General features: G+C 56.4%; 14 protein-coding genes and 1 tRNA gene. All 15 read right to left on the bottom strand.

Going from position 1 to position 16,180, the window contains the following annotated elements; translation table 11 throughout:
- Nucleotides 1-29: 29 nt before the first annotated feature.
- Nucleotides 30-983, bottom strand: a complete 954-nt coding sequence (gene secF, locus FMN52_RS00350) for a protein translocase subunit SecF (protein WP_148606744.1) — start codon at nt 981-983, stop codon at nt 30-32.
- The gene (secD, locus tag FMN52_RS00345; protein WP_148606743.1) at nt 976-2,850 is read right to left on the bottom strand and encodes a protein translocase subunit SecD; all 1,875 of its coding nucleotides are present in this window, start codon (nt 2,848-2,850) and stop codon (nt 976-978) included. The genes secF and secD overlap by 8 nt, the downstream gene beginning before the upstream one ends.
- A gap of 94 nt (nt 2,851-2,944) precedes the next feature.
- Nucleotides 2,945-3,250, bottom strand: a complete 306-nt coding sequence (yajC, locus tag FMN52_RS00340) for a preprotein translocase subunit YajC (protein WP_228739403.1) — start codon at nt 3,248-3,250, stop codon at nt 2,945-2,947.
- Between the two features lie 86 nt (nt 3,251-3,336).
- Entirely contained in the window at nt 3,337-4,458 is a 1,122-nt protein-coding gene (tgt, locus tag FMN52_RS00335; RefSeq protein WP_148606947.1) for a tRNA guanosine(34) transglycosylase Tgt, read from the bottom strand.
- A 14-nt stretch (nt 4,459-4,472) separates the two neighbouring features.
- Nucleotides 4,473-5,576 carry a tRNA preQ1(34) S-adenosylmethionine ribosyltransferase-isomerase QueA gene (gene queA / locus FMN52_RS00330; protein ID WP_148606742.1) on the bottom strand — a complete coding sequence of 368 codons (1,104 nt, stop codon included), beginning with the start codon at nt 5,574-5,576 and terminating at the stop codon, nt 4,473-4,475.
- Nucleotides 5,577-5,611: 35 nt separating this feature from the next.
- A tRNA-Leu gene (locus tag FMN52_RS00325) sits at nt 5,612-5,698 on the bottom strand.
- Between the two features lie 82 nt (nt 5,699-5,780).
- A complete protein-coding gene (gene flgL / locus FMN52_RS00320) occupies nt 5,781-7,004 on the bottom strand; it encodes a flagellar hook-associated protein FlgL (RefSeq protein ID WP_148606741.1) in 1,224 nt (407 codons plus the stop codon).
- 18 nt (nt 7,005-7,022) lie between these two features.
- Nucleotides 7,023-9,053: a flagellar hook-associated protein FlgK gene (gene flgK / locus FMN52_RS00315; protein ID WP_148606740.1), complete on the bottom strand. Its 2,031-nt coding sequence runs from the start codon at nt 9,051-9,053 to the stop codon at nt 7,023-7,025.
- A 5-nt stretch (nt 9,054-9,058) separates the two neighbouring features.
- Entirely contained in the window at nt 9,059-10,045 is a 987-nt protein-coding gene (gene flgJ / locus FMN52_RS00310) for a flagellar assembly peptidoglycan hydrolase FlgJ (protein ID WP_148606739.1), read from the bottom strand.
- 8 nt (nt 10,046-10,053) lie between these two features.
- Complete coding sequence (locus FMN52_RS00305; RefSeq protein ID WP_148606738.1) at nt 10,054-11,151, bottom strand: flagellar basal body P-ring protein FlgI; 1,098 nt, start codon at nt 11,149-11,151, stop codon at nt 10,054-10,056.
- The gene (flgH, locus tag FMN52_RS00300) at nt 11,148-11,840 is read right to left on the bottom strand and encodes a flagellar basal body L-ring protein FlgH (RefSeq protein WP_148606946.1); all 693 of its coding nucleotides are present in this window, start codon (nt 11,838-11,840) and stop codon (nt 11,148-11,150) included. Before flgH ends, FMN52_RS00305 begins: the two co-directional genes overlap by 4 nt.
- Nucleotides 11,841-11,868: 28 nt before the next feature.
- Nucleotides 11,869-12,657, bottom strand: coding sequence for a flagellar basal-body rod protein FlgG (gene flgG, locus FMN52_RS00295; RefSeq protein ID WP_014576888.1), 789 nt, complete (start codon nt 12,655-12,657; stop codon nt 11,869-11,871).
- 81 nt (nt 12,658-12,738) lie between these two features.
- Complete coding sequence (locus tag FMN52_RS00290) at nt 12,739-13,491, bottom strand: flagellar basal body rod protein FlgF (protein ID WP_148606737.1); 753 nt, start codon at nt 13,489-13,491, stop codon at nt 12,739-12,741.
- 76 nt (nt 13,492-13,567) lie between these two features.
- On the bottom strand, nt 13,568-15,463 hold the full coding sequence (locus tag FMN52_RS00285) for a flagellar hook protein FlgE (protein WP_148606736.1): 1,896 nt from the start codon (nt 15,461-15,463) through the stop codon (nt 13,568-13,570).
- Between the two features lie 27 nt (nt 15,464-15,490).
- Nucleotides 15,491-16,168, bottom strand: coding sequence for a flagellar hook assembly protein FlgD (locus FMN52_RS00280; protein ID WP_064226898.1), 678 nt, complete (start codon nt 16,166-16,168; stop codon nt 15,491-15,493).
- Nucleotides 16,169-16,180 lie beyond the last annotated feature (12 nt).

The following is a 16,180-nucleotide window of genomic DNA, read 5'->3' as shown; positions in this document are numbered from 1 at the left end:
TTTCGTGCCCGAAATCGGCGGAAATGCCGTTACATCCGGTTCAGCCACTCCGGCGGCTGCTCTTCTTCATCGGCGTCTTCTGCACCCTCTTTCGGTGGCACGATCAAATCGTCACGGGACACGCCCATCACCATCAGAAGGTTTGCAGATACGTAAATCGAGGAGTAGGTACCGACAATCACACCAATAATCAAAGCAAGCGCGAAGTTGTTGATTGCCTCACCACCCAGAAAGTACAGCGCCAGCAGCACGATCAAAGTCGTACCAGAGGTGTTGATTGTCCGGGCAATGGTCTGGTGAATCGACTCGTTGATGATGTCCCAGGGTTCGCCAACACGCATCTTCCGGAAATTTTCCCGAATGCGGTCCGCAACGACAATAGTATCGTTCAGCGAGTAGCCAATAACCGCAAGCAAAGCGGCCAGGACGGTGAGATCAAAGGTCCACTGGAACAGCGCGAAAACGCCCAGAACGATAATCACGTCGTGAGCCAGGGGCACCACCGAGGCAATACCGAATTTGAACTGGAAGCGCATACCCACGTAGATCAGTACAACAGCCAGGGCAATCAGCAAGCCAAGGCCGCTGTCTTCCTTAAGCTCTTCACCAACCTGGGAACCAACAAACTCAGAGCTCACAAGCTCAAGCTCCGCGCCACCCTCTTTCAGGGTACGGGTGACTTCCGGTGCCAGCTGATCATTGTCAGCCTCGGCCATCCGCACCAACACCGTCGTGTCGGCCCCGAAGTTCTGAACGGAAAACTGCTCATAGCCGGCGGCATCGAGCCTCGACCGGATTTCATCGAGTTGCGGGGCCTCTGCGTACTCAAATTCAACGGAGGTACCACCGGTGAAATCCATACCCAGGTTCAGACCACGGATGGCCAACAGAGCAATGGACACAACGATCAGTGAGATGGAGATTACGGAAGCAATCTTCCGCAACCCCATAAAATCAAACGGTTGCTTCTGATCTTCAGACATTGGCGAGCTTTCCTCCGATCGACAGCTTCTCGACCCTGCGGCCGCCGTAAATGATGTTAACGATGCTGCGGCTGACCATCAGGCCAGAGAACATCGACGTCAGGATCCCGATGCACAGCGTTACCGCAAAGCCTTTCACCGGGCCGGAGCCCATGGCAAAGAGAATCACGGCAACCAGCAAGGTGGTGATATTGGCATCAAAAATGGACACGAACGCTCGGGAATAGCCCGAGTTGATCGCCGTCTGGGGCGGCGCACCGGATTTGAGCTCTTCCTTTATCCGCTCAAAGATAAGCACGTTGGCATCCACCGCCATACCAACCGTCAGAACAATACCGGCAATACCCGGCAAGGTCAGTGTCGCGGACAGGATCGACATACACGCCACCAGCAACATCAGGTTCAGGGTCAGTGCGATGTTCGCAACCACGCCGAACCCACGGTAGTAGACGAGCATGTACAGCAGCACCAGACCGAAGCCAAGCGCTACCGACATCATGCCGGCATCAATGTTCTTCTGCCCAAGACTTGGACCGATGGTTCTTTCCTGAACAAAGTACATCGGTGCTGCCAGCGCACCAGCACGCAGCAGCAATGCCAGTTCCGCTGCCTCCGGAATGGAATCAAGCCCGGTAATCCGGAAGCTGCTGCCCAGGGCGGATTGGACGGTGGCAAGGCTGATGATGCCTTTCTCCACAACGCGGTTCTCCACCTCCTGAGGCTCACCATCAACCATTCTGGTTTCGGTTTCCGTGCGATACTCAATGAACAGCACCGCCATCCTGCGACCAATGGCATTGCGGGTAGCGCGGTTCATCAGGTCACCACCAACCGAATCCATGGTGATATTGACCTGGGGCTGGCCGTTTTCATCAAAGGCCTGCTGAGCATTGGCCACATTGTTACCGGTAGCAATCACCTCTTGCTCAAGGCGGGCGGAGCGCTGGGGTTGATCCCGGAAACTGAACTCCTCGGTTTCGCTGCTCGGCGCGTCCTGACGGGCCTCCATGCGGAATTCAAGGTTCGCGGTGGCACCCAGTACACGCTTTGCCTGCGCAGTGTCCTGCACACCGGGGAGCTCAACAATAATTCGGTCGGCACCCTGCTGTTGAACCAGCGGCTCGGCCACGCCCAGCTCATTCACCCGGTTGCGGATAGTCGTGAGGTTCTGCTCAAGGGCATAATCCTGAATCGCCGTTACTTCCGCTTCAGACAGGGTCAACACCAGGAGGAACTCATCGCCCTCTGTCTGCTCATCAAGAAGAAATTCGTTGTACTGGTCACGTACCATATTGAACGCTTCGGTCCGGGCCTCTTCGTCCCGAAAGCTGAGAACAATCTCCCGATTGTCCTGCACATCCCCGCCTCGGTAACGGATCCGTTCTTCGCGCAATTCCCGCTTGATCTGGCCGGACATGGCCTCCAGGCGCTGGCTGACTGCGGTTTCCATATCGACTTCCAACAGGAAGTGGACACCGCCTCGAAGATCCAGACCCAGCTTCATGGGGCCGGCGCCAAGGCTCTTCAGCCAACCCGGGGTTGAGGCAGCCATGTTCAATGCCACCAGGTATTCATTACCAAGTGCGGCCTGCACCAGCGGACGAGCCTGCAACTGGTCTTCAGAGGTGGTTAGACGGATCAGAGCATCCCGATCCTGAAGAGTACTGCTCTTCACCTCGATGCCCCGGCTTTCCAGTACATCGACAGCCCTGTCGAGCACACCGGCGTTCACCTCGGTGCTACTGCGGGCGCCAGTGATCTGAATGGCGTAATCATCGGGGAAGAGGTTGGGCAAAGCGTAGATAAACCCGATCACAAGCGCGACCAGGATAACCAGGTTTTTCCAAAGCGGATACTTGTTCAGCATGGGATCCCTTGTAGCCGGCCTAGCGACCAGCCTTGGTGTTTCAGCCAGAAAGATTCAGACCGGCCACCAGGGATGGCCGGCTAAATGGCCCCGCTCAGATGTCCTTGAGCGTGCCCTTCGGCAGAGCCGCAGCAACGGCTACTTTCTGGACCTTGATCTCTACGTTGTCGGCAACTTCCACAACGATGAAATCGTCGGTTACCTTGGTGATCTTGCCGGCAACACCACCGGAAGTCACAACTTCGTCACCCTTGTTAAGTCCGGACATCAGGGCCTTGTGCTCTTTCGCACGCTTGGACTGCGGACGCCAGATCAGGAAATAGAAAATCAGGATGAAGCCTGCGAAAAAGATTACCTGGCCCATAACACCCATTCCCTGAGCACCCGGATCCTGTGCCATCGCCAGAGCAGGCATCAGAGCCAAAAGGCCGGCAACGAGCATTTTAATAGATTTCATTGGATATCTCCGTTGGTTTAGCAAATAGATCAAACATTGCCCAGGGGCGGAACGGTCTCTCCGCGCAGGGCATAGAAGTCGGTTACAAAGTCCGACAATGTACCTGCTTCAATGGCCCCACGCAATCCAGCCATCAGGTTCTGATAGAACCGGAGGTTGTGAATGGTATTCAACTGTGAGCCCAGCATTTCTCCACATTTATCGAGATGATGCAGATAACTTCTCGAAAAGTTCTTACAGGTGTAACAGTCGCAACGCTCGTCGAGCGGCGAGGTATCATGACGGTGCCGCGCATTGCGGATTTTCACAATCCCGGTTGAGGTAAACAGGTAACCATTCCTGGCATTCCGGGTCGGCATGACGCAGTCAAACATGTCCACACCACGCCGGACTGCCTCAACAATATCTTCCGGACGCCCCACGCCCATCAGATACCGCGGTTTGTCCTCCGGCATCTTCGGCGGCAAATGATCCAGAATCCGGATCATGTCCTCCTTTGGCTCGCCAACGGAGAGACCGCCAATGGCATAGCCATCAAAGCCAATGTCTGTGAGCCCCTGCAGGGAGCGGTCCCGCAGGCTCTCGTACATGCCACCCTGGACAATACCGAACAATGCCGCGGGATTGCCCTCGTGGGCATCCTTGCTCCGTTGCGCCCAACGCAGGGACAACTCCATGGAGTCCTTTGCCTGGCGTTCGGTGGCAGGGTAAGGCGTGCATTCGTCAAAAATCATGACGATGTCTGACCCCAGATCCCGCTGGACCTGAATAGCAATCTCCGGGGACAGCTCCACCGGCGAGCCGTCTACCGGTGAGCGAAAGGTAACGCCGTCCTCGGTAATCTTGCGCATTTCGCCCAGGCTGAACACCTGAAAGCCGCCGGAATCGGTCAGGATCGGCCCCTGCCATTGGGTAAAATCATGAAGGTCGCCGTGGGCCTTGATCACTTCGGTGCCCGGCCGAAGCATAAGGTGAAACGTGTTACCCAGGATGATTTCTGCGCCAATTTCATGGATATCGCGGGGCAACATACCCTTCACCGTGCCGTAAGTGCCGACAGGCATGAATGCAGGGGTTTCGACGGAACCCCGAGGGAACGTCAGCCGGCCACGACGGGCCCGCCCATCCTCCCCCAGTTTTTCAAACGACATGAAACAGGTTTTTGTCACAAGGCCTCCCCGGCATTATCGGTACCGGCTTCATTGGATTCCACGGCTGGCCCCAGCAACATGCCACGACTGGGTTCCTGCCCGGTAATAAACATGGCATCGCCGTAACTGAAAAAGCGGTAGCGTTCCTTCACCGCCTCCCGATAGGCTGCCATCACATTGTCATAGCCGGCGAACGCACTGACCAGCATGATCAGGGTGGATTCCGGCAAGTGGAAGTTGGTTATCAGGGCATCAACGGTCTGGAAACGGTACCCCGGGTAGATAAAGATGTCGGTCTCACCAGTGAACGGCCTCAAGCGACCGCCTCGACTGGCAGACTCAAGGGAGCGAACCGACGTGGTGCCCACGGCAACCACACGCCCTCCCCTCGCACGAGCTCGCTCGATCGCGTCAACGGCGTCTTGGGGAACGTTCACGACCTCACTGTGCATGGTGTGATCTTCAATTTTGTCCACCCGAACCGGCTGGAAGGTGCCGGCACCCACATGGAGCGTCACGAAGGTGCTTTCGATTCCGCGGGCGGCCAACTTATCCAGCAGGCTCTCATCAAAATGCAGCCCCGCCGTCGGCGCAGCGACGGCGCCGGCCTCCCGGGCGTAAACGGTCTGGTAGCGTTCCCGGTCGCTGGATTCGTCCGGGCGATCAACGTAAGGCGGCAGAGGCATATGGCCAATGCGCTCCAGCACGTCGAGCACTGGTTCCTCTGCTTCACACACCAGATGAAACAGCGCTTCATCCCGGCCCGACATCCGCAGGCAGGTACCGTCTTCCAGGATAACCTTCTGGCCATCCTTCAAAGCCTTGGATGCACGAACATGGGCGATGATTTCATGTTCCCCGGTCACCCGCTCAACCAGCACCTCAACCTGGCCACCGGTCTCCTTCTTGCCAAAAAGGCGCGCAGGAATCACCCGGGTGTTGTTAAACACCAGCAGGTCGCCGGGTTGGAGTAGGTCAGGAAGTTCACTGAAAATGCGGTGGTCGAGCTTGCCGGAAAGACCATCAAGACAAAGTAGCCGGGATGCACTGCGATCTTTGAGCGGATAGCGGGCGATCAATTCGTCCGGCAGGTCAAAATGAAAATCGGAGACATTCATGGAATGGACTGTTAACGACGCCGAAGGAAAGAAGATGGTAGCGGCGGGCGGACTCGAACCGCCACGGGTTTTACCCCAACGGATTTTGAATCCGTCGTGTCTACCAATTTCACCACGCCGCCATCGGAGAGTGTTGGGGATTATACTGAGCTAAATCGCGAAAGCAATAAGCCAGCGGACACAACTGCCCGCTGGTTCAGATATTTACAATCTGTCGAACAGCGACAATTGCGAAACTTGGGCAAAAGACTGCTGGGCCGCCTGCAGGACGAAGCTCTGGAAACTCAGGTTACTGATCGCTTCTGCGTAGTCCACGTCCTGTAACTGCGACCGGATTTCATTGGTATAAACGGAAGAATCTTCGAGGAAGGTCTTGGTGGACTCCACCGCGTTCATCCGGCCACCGAGTTCGGTTTGCTTGAGGATGATGCTCTCCTGGGCGTTATCCAGGTTAATCAGGGAATTGGCAATCAGGTCATCGTACTCGGCCCGCCCGCCCGGACTGCTCTTGTCGATGTTGTTCAGGCCGGCAATCAGGTTCTCGATGGTACCGAACACCGACTGCTTTTCGTTGATCTGAAGTGTAAACACATCGCCAGCGCCCGGGACCGCGTCTGTCAGAGTCACCTCAACACCTGCCACAACGAACGGCTCGCCACTCTGGTAGGTGGCTGGATCAACCGTCAGCACATCACCCTGACTGTCCGTGGCGATGATATTGCCACCGACATCAACCTCAACCGTGATGTCGTCCGGGAATGAATTGGGATACTCCGCAGCAAGATCTGCTTCGTTAACCAGACTGACCCCGGAAATGGAGGCGGCCGGCGTATTCACAGTGCTGTGTTCGCCGGTTATTGCAGCGGGAACCCGGACAAAAATGTCCTTGCCGTTATCGCTGATGGGAACGGTAACGCCATCATCAATCTCGAGGACTCGTTGGCCTTCGTCGCCCTGATAAGTCCAGCTACCTGAAGGGTCCTGCTCAAAGGCCTTTACCGAGCCCTGGAATCCACTAAAAATATACTCTCCTGAGGCATCCCGGGTATTGGCAATATTCGCCAACTGCCCAATGCGCTCCTCCAGCTCGGAGGAAATTGAGCGCCGGTCGTTGGCCGACAACGATCCATTACCGGCCTGAACCGTCAATTCCCGGATTCGCTGAATCACATCGATTGAGCTTTCCAGCGCACTCTCTTCCTGTTTCAGGCGGTTGTCCGCCAGATCGACATTGCGCTGATAAGTTTCAACTCGCGAAAGCTCCTGGTCCAGTTTCAGAATCCGGGCCGCAGCTACCGGATCGTCGGACGGTTTGTTCACCCGCTGGCCGGTGGAGATCTGCTGCTGAGTGTTGTTCAGGCTGGTATTCAGCTCTTGCAGCCGATTAATACCACCCGAAAAAATCTGCTGTGATGAAATTCTGATCATGTCACATCACCTCAACCGTTACCGGAAACTCTGTAACAGGGTATTGAACAGGTCCTGGGCCACCGACATCACCTGGGCCGAGGCATTGTATGCGGCCTGATACTGGATCAGGCGGCCGGCTTCCTCATCCAGATTGACACCAGATACCGATTCCCGCTGGTTGGTTGACTGCTCCAAAAGGGTTTTGCCGGCATCCACATCCAATTGACTCTGGCGCGTTTTAACACCGATATCTTCAACAAGCCCCGCGTACCCTTCGGAAAAATTCTGGCTACCGCCGTTCAGGGTATTGGCAGTGCCCAGGGCGGCCAGCAGTTCCGCATTTCGATTGTCTGAAACGCCGTTGGAGTTGTAATTGATCTCGAAGGTGTCGCCGTCGGCCGGCTGACCGGATATCTTGAACTGAAAGCCCTGATACTCGGCACCATCCGCCGGATTGTCACTGAACAGTTCATTAGCAACACCAGGCGTGTAAGGACGATTAGCCGGGCCTATGGGATTGCCACTGCCGTCCGTCACGGTGAACACAAGGCCGGTACCCGGGTCGTCAAATTCCACGGTTATCGGGCCATTCGCCAACTGCCCGGACGACTGAAACGCCGGCAACAAGGAATTGGTGAACGGATTCCTAACGTTCAGCATGGTGCCCTGATCGATCTTACCGGTTCCGATATTGTCATCTCCGGTCGTCGCACGGACCGGGCTGGCAAAGGCCAGATCCTCTTCCCGATTAACCACCAACCCGATACTTTCAGCGGCATTTCGGCTGGGCTGAATCAGGTATTTGTCCCCGGCGTTGAAGGTGCCGCCTTCAACGCGGATGTTGAAACCGGGCATGCTGATCTCAGATTGAGCAGGATCCGGCAAACGGCCCTGGTTCACGGTTTTTCCCGTCGCCTGGTCAATCAACTCGTAACTCCGCCCGTCACCACTGAACTGCAGGGTCCAACGTCCTGCCGGAAGCGCGGAGCTGTCGGTTATTTCTACGGCCAACTGGCCCGTTGTGGAGGGCGCATTATTCCCGTTAGGGACAACCCTGCTTCGTTGGGCTTCAAGCGAATTAATATCGGTGAAGAACAGACCGCCGAGCTCGCCCTCCAGATCCATTCCAATTTCATGCTGATGATTCATGGTGTCCGACAACGCAATGGCAATTCTGCCAAGCTCATCGAAAGCCGGTTTCAAACCTTCAGTATCGAATCGCAAAAGACCGCCCAACTTGCCGCCAGTAATCTGCTCATCGATGTTAAGAGTGCGTCCACCGTTGTTCAGCGTGAATTCCAGACGGGTCGGATCCTCAGTGTTTTCCCGGGTGCCAAGGGTTGAAGCGTTACTGCCAACCACCAGGGACAAACCGTTCGACAGAGACACGTTGACCTGGCTACCGTCCGCCGGACTGACTTTTATGCTAATCAGCTCCGACAGCTGACGGAGTTTTTCGTCCCGCTTATCCAGTAACTCGTTGGGCATTTGCCCCTGGGCGATACCGGGTGACTCGGAGATCGCGAGGTTCAGCTCCGCAATGCTCTTAAGCAGAGTATTGGCATCCTTCACGCCCTGCTGCATCTGGGTCTTGATGGATTCCCGCTGCTGAATGAATTCCTGGTTAAGGGCCTGGAATCGGTTTACAACCTGTTGCGCCTCACTAAGAACCAGCTGGCGCTGTGGCAGAGACGTTGGGTCTTCGGCTGCGTTCTGAAGGCTGGCAAAGAAGTTGTTCAAGGCATTGCTGAGGCCTGTGGTTTCACCGCCCAGCAGGTTATCAAGCCTCGAAAGCTCGGAATTGAGGGCTTGCTGCTCGCCGTACAGCGTGCTGTCTTCCCGCACCTGCTGAACCAGGTATTCATTGGCCAGGCGCCGAATGTCCGCAACATTCACGCCGCTGCCAATGGTGCCGGCGCCGGTGCGCTGGCCTTCCTGGGTTTCAAACAGCACTTCCTGGCGACTGTAACCCGGCGTGTTGGCGTTCGTTATATTGTTGCCAGTTGTGTTCAGCGCAGCCTGATGACTTAGGATGCCGGTCAGACCAATGCCTATCAGCCCTGCCATAAGGTTTACTCCTTCATCCCGTCACTGCCCATGGACAGTGTCATCAGTGAGTCACGGTTCATGATCTGGCGGATCTTGTCACCGTAGTTCGGGTCGGTTGCATAACCAGCCTCCTGCAACTTCTCGGCAAAAACCTCTGGCTGGTCTGCTACCGACAAAACCTCCCGGTAACGGGGGTTGGATTCCAGGAAAGAGACATAGTCCCTGAAGCTGGACTCGTAATCCTGGTAAGCCCTGAAGCTGGCCTGCTCTTTCATCGGCAGCCCTTCCCGGTATTCCGTGGTGGTGATGGACACCGCTTCGCCCTGCCAGCGGCTATCCGCCTTTATGCCGAACAGGTTGAAACTGGGCTCACCCTGCTCCCCGCGAATCATGTGCCGGCCCCAGCCGGTTTCCAGGGCGGCCTGGGCCACCATGAGTTTCGGGTCAATGCCCGAGTCGCGGGCAATCCGCTCGGCCACCGGCAGCAGCTCGGTGACGAAGTGCTCCGGAGAGTCAAACTGGTGCGGCAAATCCTGCGGGGTCGCGGTCACTGCCAAAGGTGCTTTCTCCGCCACAGAAGTTACCTTCTGCACCTGCTCGGGTAATTGGGCATTGAGGGCGGGGAAGCTTCGGTCATAATCCGCAAGGCTCGCCTTATGGCCCGCAAGTCTGCCGCCTTCGTCATTCATGCCCGGAATCTGTTTGCCGAGTTGACGTACCAGTGCATCAGCAAGACCACTGCCCTTGCCACTGGCCATGGTCAGACTCATCTGGCTGTCGAACATATCCCGGTAAAGCTCTGACTGATTGCTCTTCAGGTAGTTGCCCTCAGCGAAGACATCACCGGCCTTGCGCATGGACTTCAGCATTTCAGACAGGAACAGGCTCTCGAACTGGCGCGCCACTTCGCGCAGGGCTGACTCTTTGTCAGTGCGAGCCTGGGCCTTCAACGCATTGAGACCGTTGAAGTCGGTGTAAACCTGGGCCTGTTGAACCTTATAGTCCTGCATCACGCCACCTAGATAACAATCAGCTCGGCACGCAGTGCACCGGCCTGTTTCAGGGCTTCGAGTACCGCCATTACGTCGCCCGGAGCCGCACCCACCTGGTTTACGGCCTGCACGATCTCGTTCAGAGTGACGGCGGGGCCGAACTTGAACATCCGCGCCGGCTCTTCGGTAATGGCAATCTGGGAATCCTGCTCAATGGCGGTGTCTCCACCGGCAAAGGGATTCGGCTGCTCCACATTGGGGTTTTCCTGAATGGTCACCGTCAGATTGCCGTGAGTAACGGCAGCGGCGCTGACCTGAACATTCTGGCCAACCACGATGGTGCCGGTACGGCTGTTGATGACCACCTTCGCGGCATCCTGAGCCGGATCAACCTCAATATTTTCGAGAATCGAAAGAAAGCTGACCCGCTGGGAAGGATCCCGCGGCGCGCGCACGGATACCGAGGTGGCATCGTGGGCATAGGCCATATCCGGGCCGAGACGTTCATTAACAGCCTCGACTACGCGGCGAGCCGTTGTGAAGTCCGGGCGCAGCAAATGGAAGGTAATGGTGTCGCCTTGACTGAACGGCGAAGCCACCTCCCGCTCGATAGTAGCGCCGTTGGGAATCCGGCCAACACTGGGAACGTTCACGGTGATTCGGGAGCCGTCCTGCCCCTGGGCACCAAAGCCGCCCACCACCAGACTGCCCTGGGCCATGGCATACACCTGACCATCAGCACCTTTCAGCGACGTCATCAACAAGGTGCCGCCGCGCAGGCTGTCCGCATTGCCAATGGACGAGACGGTGATATCAATTTCCTGGCCAGTTTTTGCGAAAGGCGGCAATGTCGCACTCACCGTTACTGCGGCAACGTTAGCAAGGTTCGGATTGACGCCTTCCGGAAGGGTCACACCAAACTGGTTCATCATGTTCCGGAAGGTCTGATTGGTAAACGGAGCCTTGTCACCGGTTCCGTCGAGACCAACCACCAGGCCGTAACCCACCAGCTGGTTGTTGCGAACACCCTTGATTCGGGACAGGTCCTTCAAGCGGTCCGCCATTACCGGGGCCGAAACAACAGCCAGGGCAAGTACCCAGACAATTAAACGGCGTAAGCTCATAGTGGCCACCACTCGCTATTAAAGAAGCGTGCCAGCCACCCCATCTGGTTTGCCTGGTCAAAATCACCAGTGCCTCCATAAGCGAACCGGGCATCAGCAATGCGATTGGATGCGACCGTGTTATCAGGCTGGATATCCTGGGGGCGAACCAGACCCGTCAGGCGGATGTATTCATCACCATTGGTCAACGAAAGCCATTTTTCACCGCGAATCCTCAAAACACCGTTTGGCAACACTTCTGTCACGGTGACGGTGATACTACCGGCCAAACTGTTGCTTTGGTCTGCTTCAGCGCTGCCCTCGAAATCACGTTCGTGATTCAGGGAGGTATTAATCCCGAAATTGCTCTTACCCAAGATGGTCGGCTCTGGCAGCGTGACCTCATTGTCCTTGGTGATGCTGGTTTCTGCGTTCTTGCTGGCCCGGGTAGATTCTTCAAGAATGACTGTGAGCACGTCACCCACGTTCAACGCTACGGTATCGCCGTAGAAGTTGTAGTTCCGGGAGACCTGGTAAATCGAACCCGAAGCACTGTCCCGCTGCATCATGGCCTGAGGGCGAACCGGTGCAAACTCGGGGTCATCCGGAATTGCCCGAGGGCGACTCATGGCCGTGCACCCCTGCAACACAATGAGGACCACCACAGCCGCCAATGTACTGGCACTTCGAGTTGTCCGGTTTGATGTCATCAATTTCATGACCTCACCTCTGCCCGCGTTAGCCAATGTTTTGAGTGATGAACTGGAGCATCTGATCGGTTGTGGAGACCACTTTCGAGTTCATTTCGTAAGCCCGCTGGGTGGTAATCATATTCACCAGCTCCTCAACCACCTCAACGTTGGACGACTCTACGGAGCCCTGTTCAATACTGCCCAGCCCTGCCAGCCCTGGCTCACCTTCTGCAGGATCGCCACTGGCGTTGGTCGCCTTGAACAGGTTGTTACCGATGGCCTGCAGGCCCTGGGGGTTGATGAAATCAACCAGCGTAATCTGGCCCAGATTTACCGGCGCCGCCTGATCGTCCGTTACTGCCGTTACAGTGCCATCTTTACCGATGGTGATATTGGTGGCGTTCTCCGGCACATTGATGGCCGGTTCTAGTGGGTATCCATCGGGATTGACCACATCGCCGTCAGCATTTAGCTGGAACTGGCCATCCCTGGTATAGGCGATCTGTCCATCCGGCAACTGCACCTGCAGGAAGCCACGGCCATTGATGGCCATATCCAGGGGCTGTTCGGTAATCTGCAGGTTGCCCTGCGAGAACTGCTTGGCAGTGCCCACTACCCGCACACCGGTCCCCAGCTGCAGGCCGGAAGGCAATTCAGAGTTCTGGGTTGTCAGACCGCCGGGCTGCCGGTTGATCTGGTACAGAAGGTCCTGAAACACGGCCCTGTCCCGCTTGAAGCCAGTGGTGTTAACGTTCGCCAGGTTGTTGGAAATGGTGGACATGTTGGTGTCCTGAGCGCTCAACCCGGTCTTGCTGACCCAAAGTGCTGGATGCATGCTGTTTACTCCTTGCCGGGGGCAGTCAGGCGGCCATTTTTTGCCGCTTCAGGCCCCCAGGCCAATGTGTTCAGTCGTTACTTAAAGGTTCTGCAACAGCCGTGCCGTTGCTTCGGAATTCTCGTTGGCGGTGGTCATGACCTTCACCTGCATCTCGTATTGCCGGGATAGCTGAAGGTTCGAGATCATCTCCTCCACTGCATTCACGTTGGAGCTCTCCAGAAACCCCGAAGCTACCCTGAGGTTCGCGTCGGGCGGCTCAGGCCCATCCAGGGCCTGATCCGGCTTCCGGCGCATGTGTCCGTCAAGGCCCTTCTCCAGGGCTTCCGGTGGCGGATTGACCAGCTTCAGCCGGTCCACCTCAACCAGCTGGTCCGGCGGTCCACCCACAGGAACAATTGAGACTGTGCCATCGGCGCCAATCTGGACGTTATCGAAAGGGGGTAGCGCAACCGGCCCACCGTTGCCGAGTACCAGTTCGCCATTGGCCAGTCGCACCAGGCCGTTGACATCCACCTGGAGGCTGCCGCTGCGGGTGAAGACTTCCTCGCCCTGATCGTTCTGGATGGCAAGCCATCCCTCACCTTCCACCGCCACATCCAGTTTGCGACCGGTTTCCATCAATGCGCCAGCGGAAAGGTCGGTGCCAGGCCTTTCTGTCATGGCATAGGCGCGGGTCGGGTGGTGTTCCCCGTAGACAGGCATACTGCGGGCCTGGGCGAAATCCTTCTTGAAACCGGTGGTGCTGACGTTCGCCAGGTTATTGGCATGGGCCTGCTGGGCCAGCATATTCTGCTTGGCGCCAGACATACCGATGTAAAGGGCTTTGTCCATGGGAAAACTCCTGCCGGAATTTTGACTGTTTCAAGTCTTCCTGCAGGAGTCATGCCATGTTCGCTAGGTCGCGATATTAACGGAGGTTGATGATGGTCTGGGTGACCGCATCAGAGGTTTCAATAGTCTTGGCGTTGGCCTGATAGTTGCGCTGGGCAATGATCAGGTTGACCAGTTCCGCGGACAGGTCCACGTTGGACTCTTCCACCGAGCTGGCCTTGATCGATCCAAGGGTTCCAGTATCGGGGGCACCGATGATTGGTTGGCCAGATTCGAAGGTTTCCACCCAGGAGGTGTCGCCAACAGGGGACAATCCGTTGGTATTGTTGAACGATGCCAGCGCCACCTGACCCAATGCCTGGGATTGGCCGTTTGTGTAACGGGCGAATAATACCCCCTGATCCGATACGTCGAGTCCAGAAAGGCGACCGGTGGTATACCCATTTTGCTGCTGGTCATTGACCCCGAATGCCGCACCGTACTGGGTTGTACCATTCAGATTTATTACAAAAGCCGAGGTTGTTGGCGGCTCGGGAATCGGCGTCACCACCGTCTCGCCGGCAGCTGGAGGCCCATCAGCCCCGTTAGGTTGCCCTGCACTGTCTTTCGGTATCCAGTCATCAATGACGATTTCGCCACTGGGGTCGCCGTTTATGGACTGAAGGGCACCGTCCTGATCAAACCGGGCAGTATAAGGTGTCACATCCGAGCCACCCACGAACTCACCATCGATCTGTGCGTATACTGACCACTCGCTAACCCCGACGCCATTGCCCGGAGAGGGATTCTTGACAAAGAACTGCGTCAGCTCGTGAGAGTTACCCAGACTGTCATAGATGGTGGTGGATGTAGCGTGGTTATAGGTACGTTGGTCCAGCGGATTGAACTCGTTGGTGATTCGAATCGGCGAGGCGTTAAAGGCTGTCTCAAAGGTTCCATCCGAGGGGTCGCTGACAGACGCGACGATCCTGTCCGCAGTCACATTGACGTCGCCAAGCACCGGCGCGGGATCTGTTGTCGTTGTGCCATCTCCGAACGAGTAATCAAGAGTTTCACCCTGATTATGGATCACACGGAGAACATTTGTACCTGTCCCATCGTCAACCACAGAGGCTGATATTGCCGCTTCGCTGGAATTGTTGATCGAATCAACAAGATCCTGCAATGAATTGATGTTGTTCGTGTCCAGCGCTAAAGGCGCGCCGTTGATGTCCAGGCTGAACGTGAAACTGCCAGTGGTGTTGGCATTGGCGATAGAGGTGTCCGTGATTCCGCTCGCGGTAGCCGTAGTGGTGGCTGACGCACTCAAACCACGAACATCGTTGATGGTCGCTGCGGCCTGACGTGCGGTAGCCGCAGGATCAATAGCAACATTGACGTCTGACGAACCATCAGAATACTGAACAGAGAAACTATCACCCTGCAGACTGGTGACAGACAGGGGACCGATATCTCTCACCCTGGTTTCGAGCACCGACTCCCTAGAGTCCAGATTTAGGTCGGTATCGAGATTAGTAGTCCTCCGGGGAGAAAGGTTATCCGTTGCAATCTGCAAATCTCCACGGATCCCGGAAAGATTTCCATCCTCGTCGGCGGTATAGCCCTGAACACGCATGTTCTGGTTGTTGGTAACGTAGCCTTCCTTGTCGATACCAAACTGCCCTGCACGGGAATAGCGGATCTCTCCACCATTATTGAGTATAAAGAAACCATCACCTGCAATGGCCATATCCAGGCCATTGTCCGTAAAACTGATGTTGCCCTGACCAAAGGACTGCTTCACATCCTGAACCCGGACACCGTCACCAATCGGGTTGGTGCCTGCGCTCAGGAAACCGCTGGCGTATAGATCGCCAAACTGGGCTTTGCTGCCCTTGAAGCCAACGGTACTGGCGTTCGCAATGTTGTTGCCGGTGACGTCCAGATCCACCGATGCCGCACGAAGGCCGCTCAAACCTGTATTAAATGCCATGGTTCACCCCTTGGTGTTTCACCGGTCTCAGTTAATTTGTTTCACATCAGACAGGGCAATGGAGCCCATGCCTGCAAGATTCAGGGTTATCGAGCCGCCCTGGCCCAGGGATACGCTATCCACATTGGCGCTCACCATGGTGCCCAGCTGCTGTGGCCCATCCGGATAGGAAGCCTCGGCCACAATCCGGTAGGGACCCGGCGGCAAGGGATTGCCGTTGCCGTCCTGGCCGTCCCAGCGGAAGGACACAACACCTGCCTGGCTGCTGCCCATATCAATCTGACGCACCCGCTCACCATTCTGTCCCTCGATGGACAGGCGCAGACCGCCCGTAGACGCCGGCACCTCAATGGTCCCGGTAATTTCACCTTCGGCACCCAGGATCCCGATCTGTGAGGGAGCGAGCACGGTTTTACCCACCATGGCCGAGGCCTGGAGCGCCTGGGTGGAGCGGAACTGACCAACCACATCCTCAACCGTACCGGAGAGATTCTGCATCTCCTCCAGCGAGCTGAACTGGGCCAGCTGGGAGATAAATTCACCGTTGTCCTGGGGCTCCAGCGGATTCTGGTTCTTCAGCTGCGCCAACATCAGTTCCATGAACTCATTCCGGCCCAGCTCGCTGGTGCCCTGGCCGCCATTCTGTTGCTTCAGCTGGTACTGGCTCAGAACATCCGACGCGTCTGTTGCATTTACTGCAGTCATGTTGTGCTCCTC

It is taken from the genome of Marinobacter sp. BW6 (genome assembly GCF_008107725.1).
Lineage (GTDB): Bacteria > Pseudomonadota > Gammaproteobacteria > Pseudomonadales > Oleiphilaceae > Marinobacter.
Note: the sequence above shows the minus strand (reverse complement) of the source record. Positions and strands in the feature narration are given on the sequence as shown.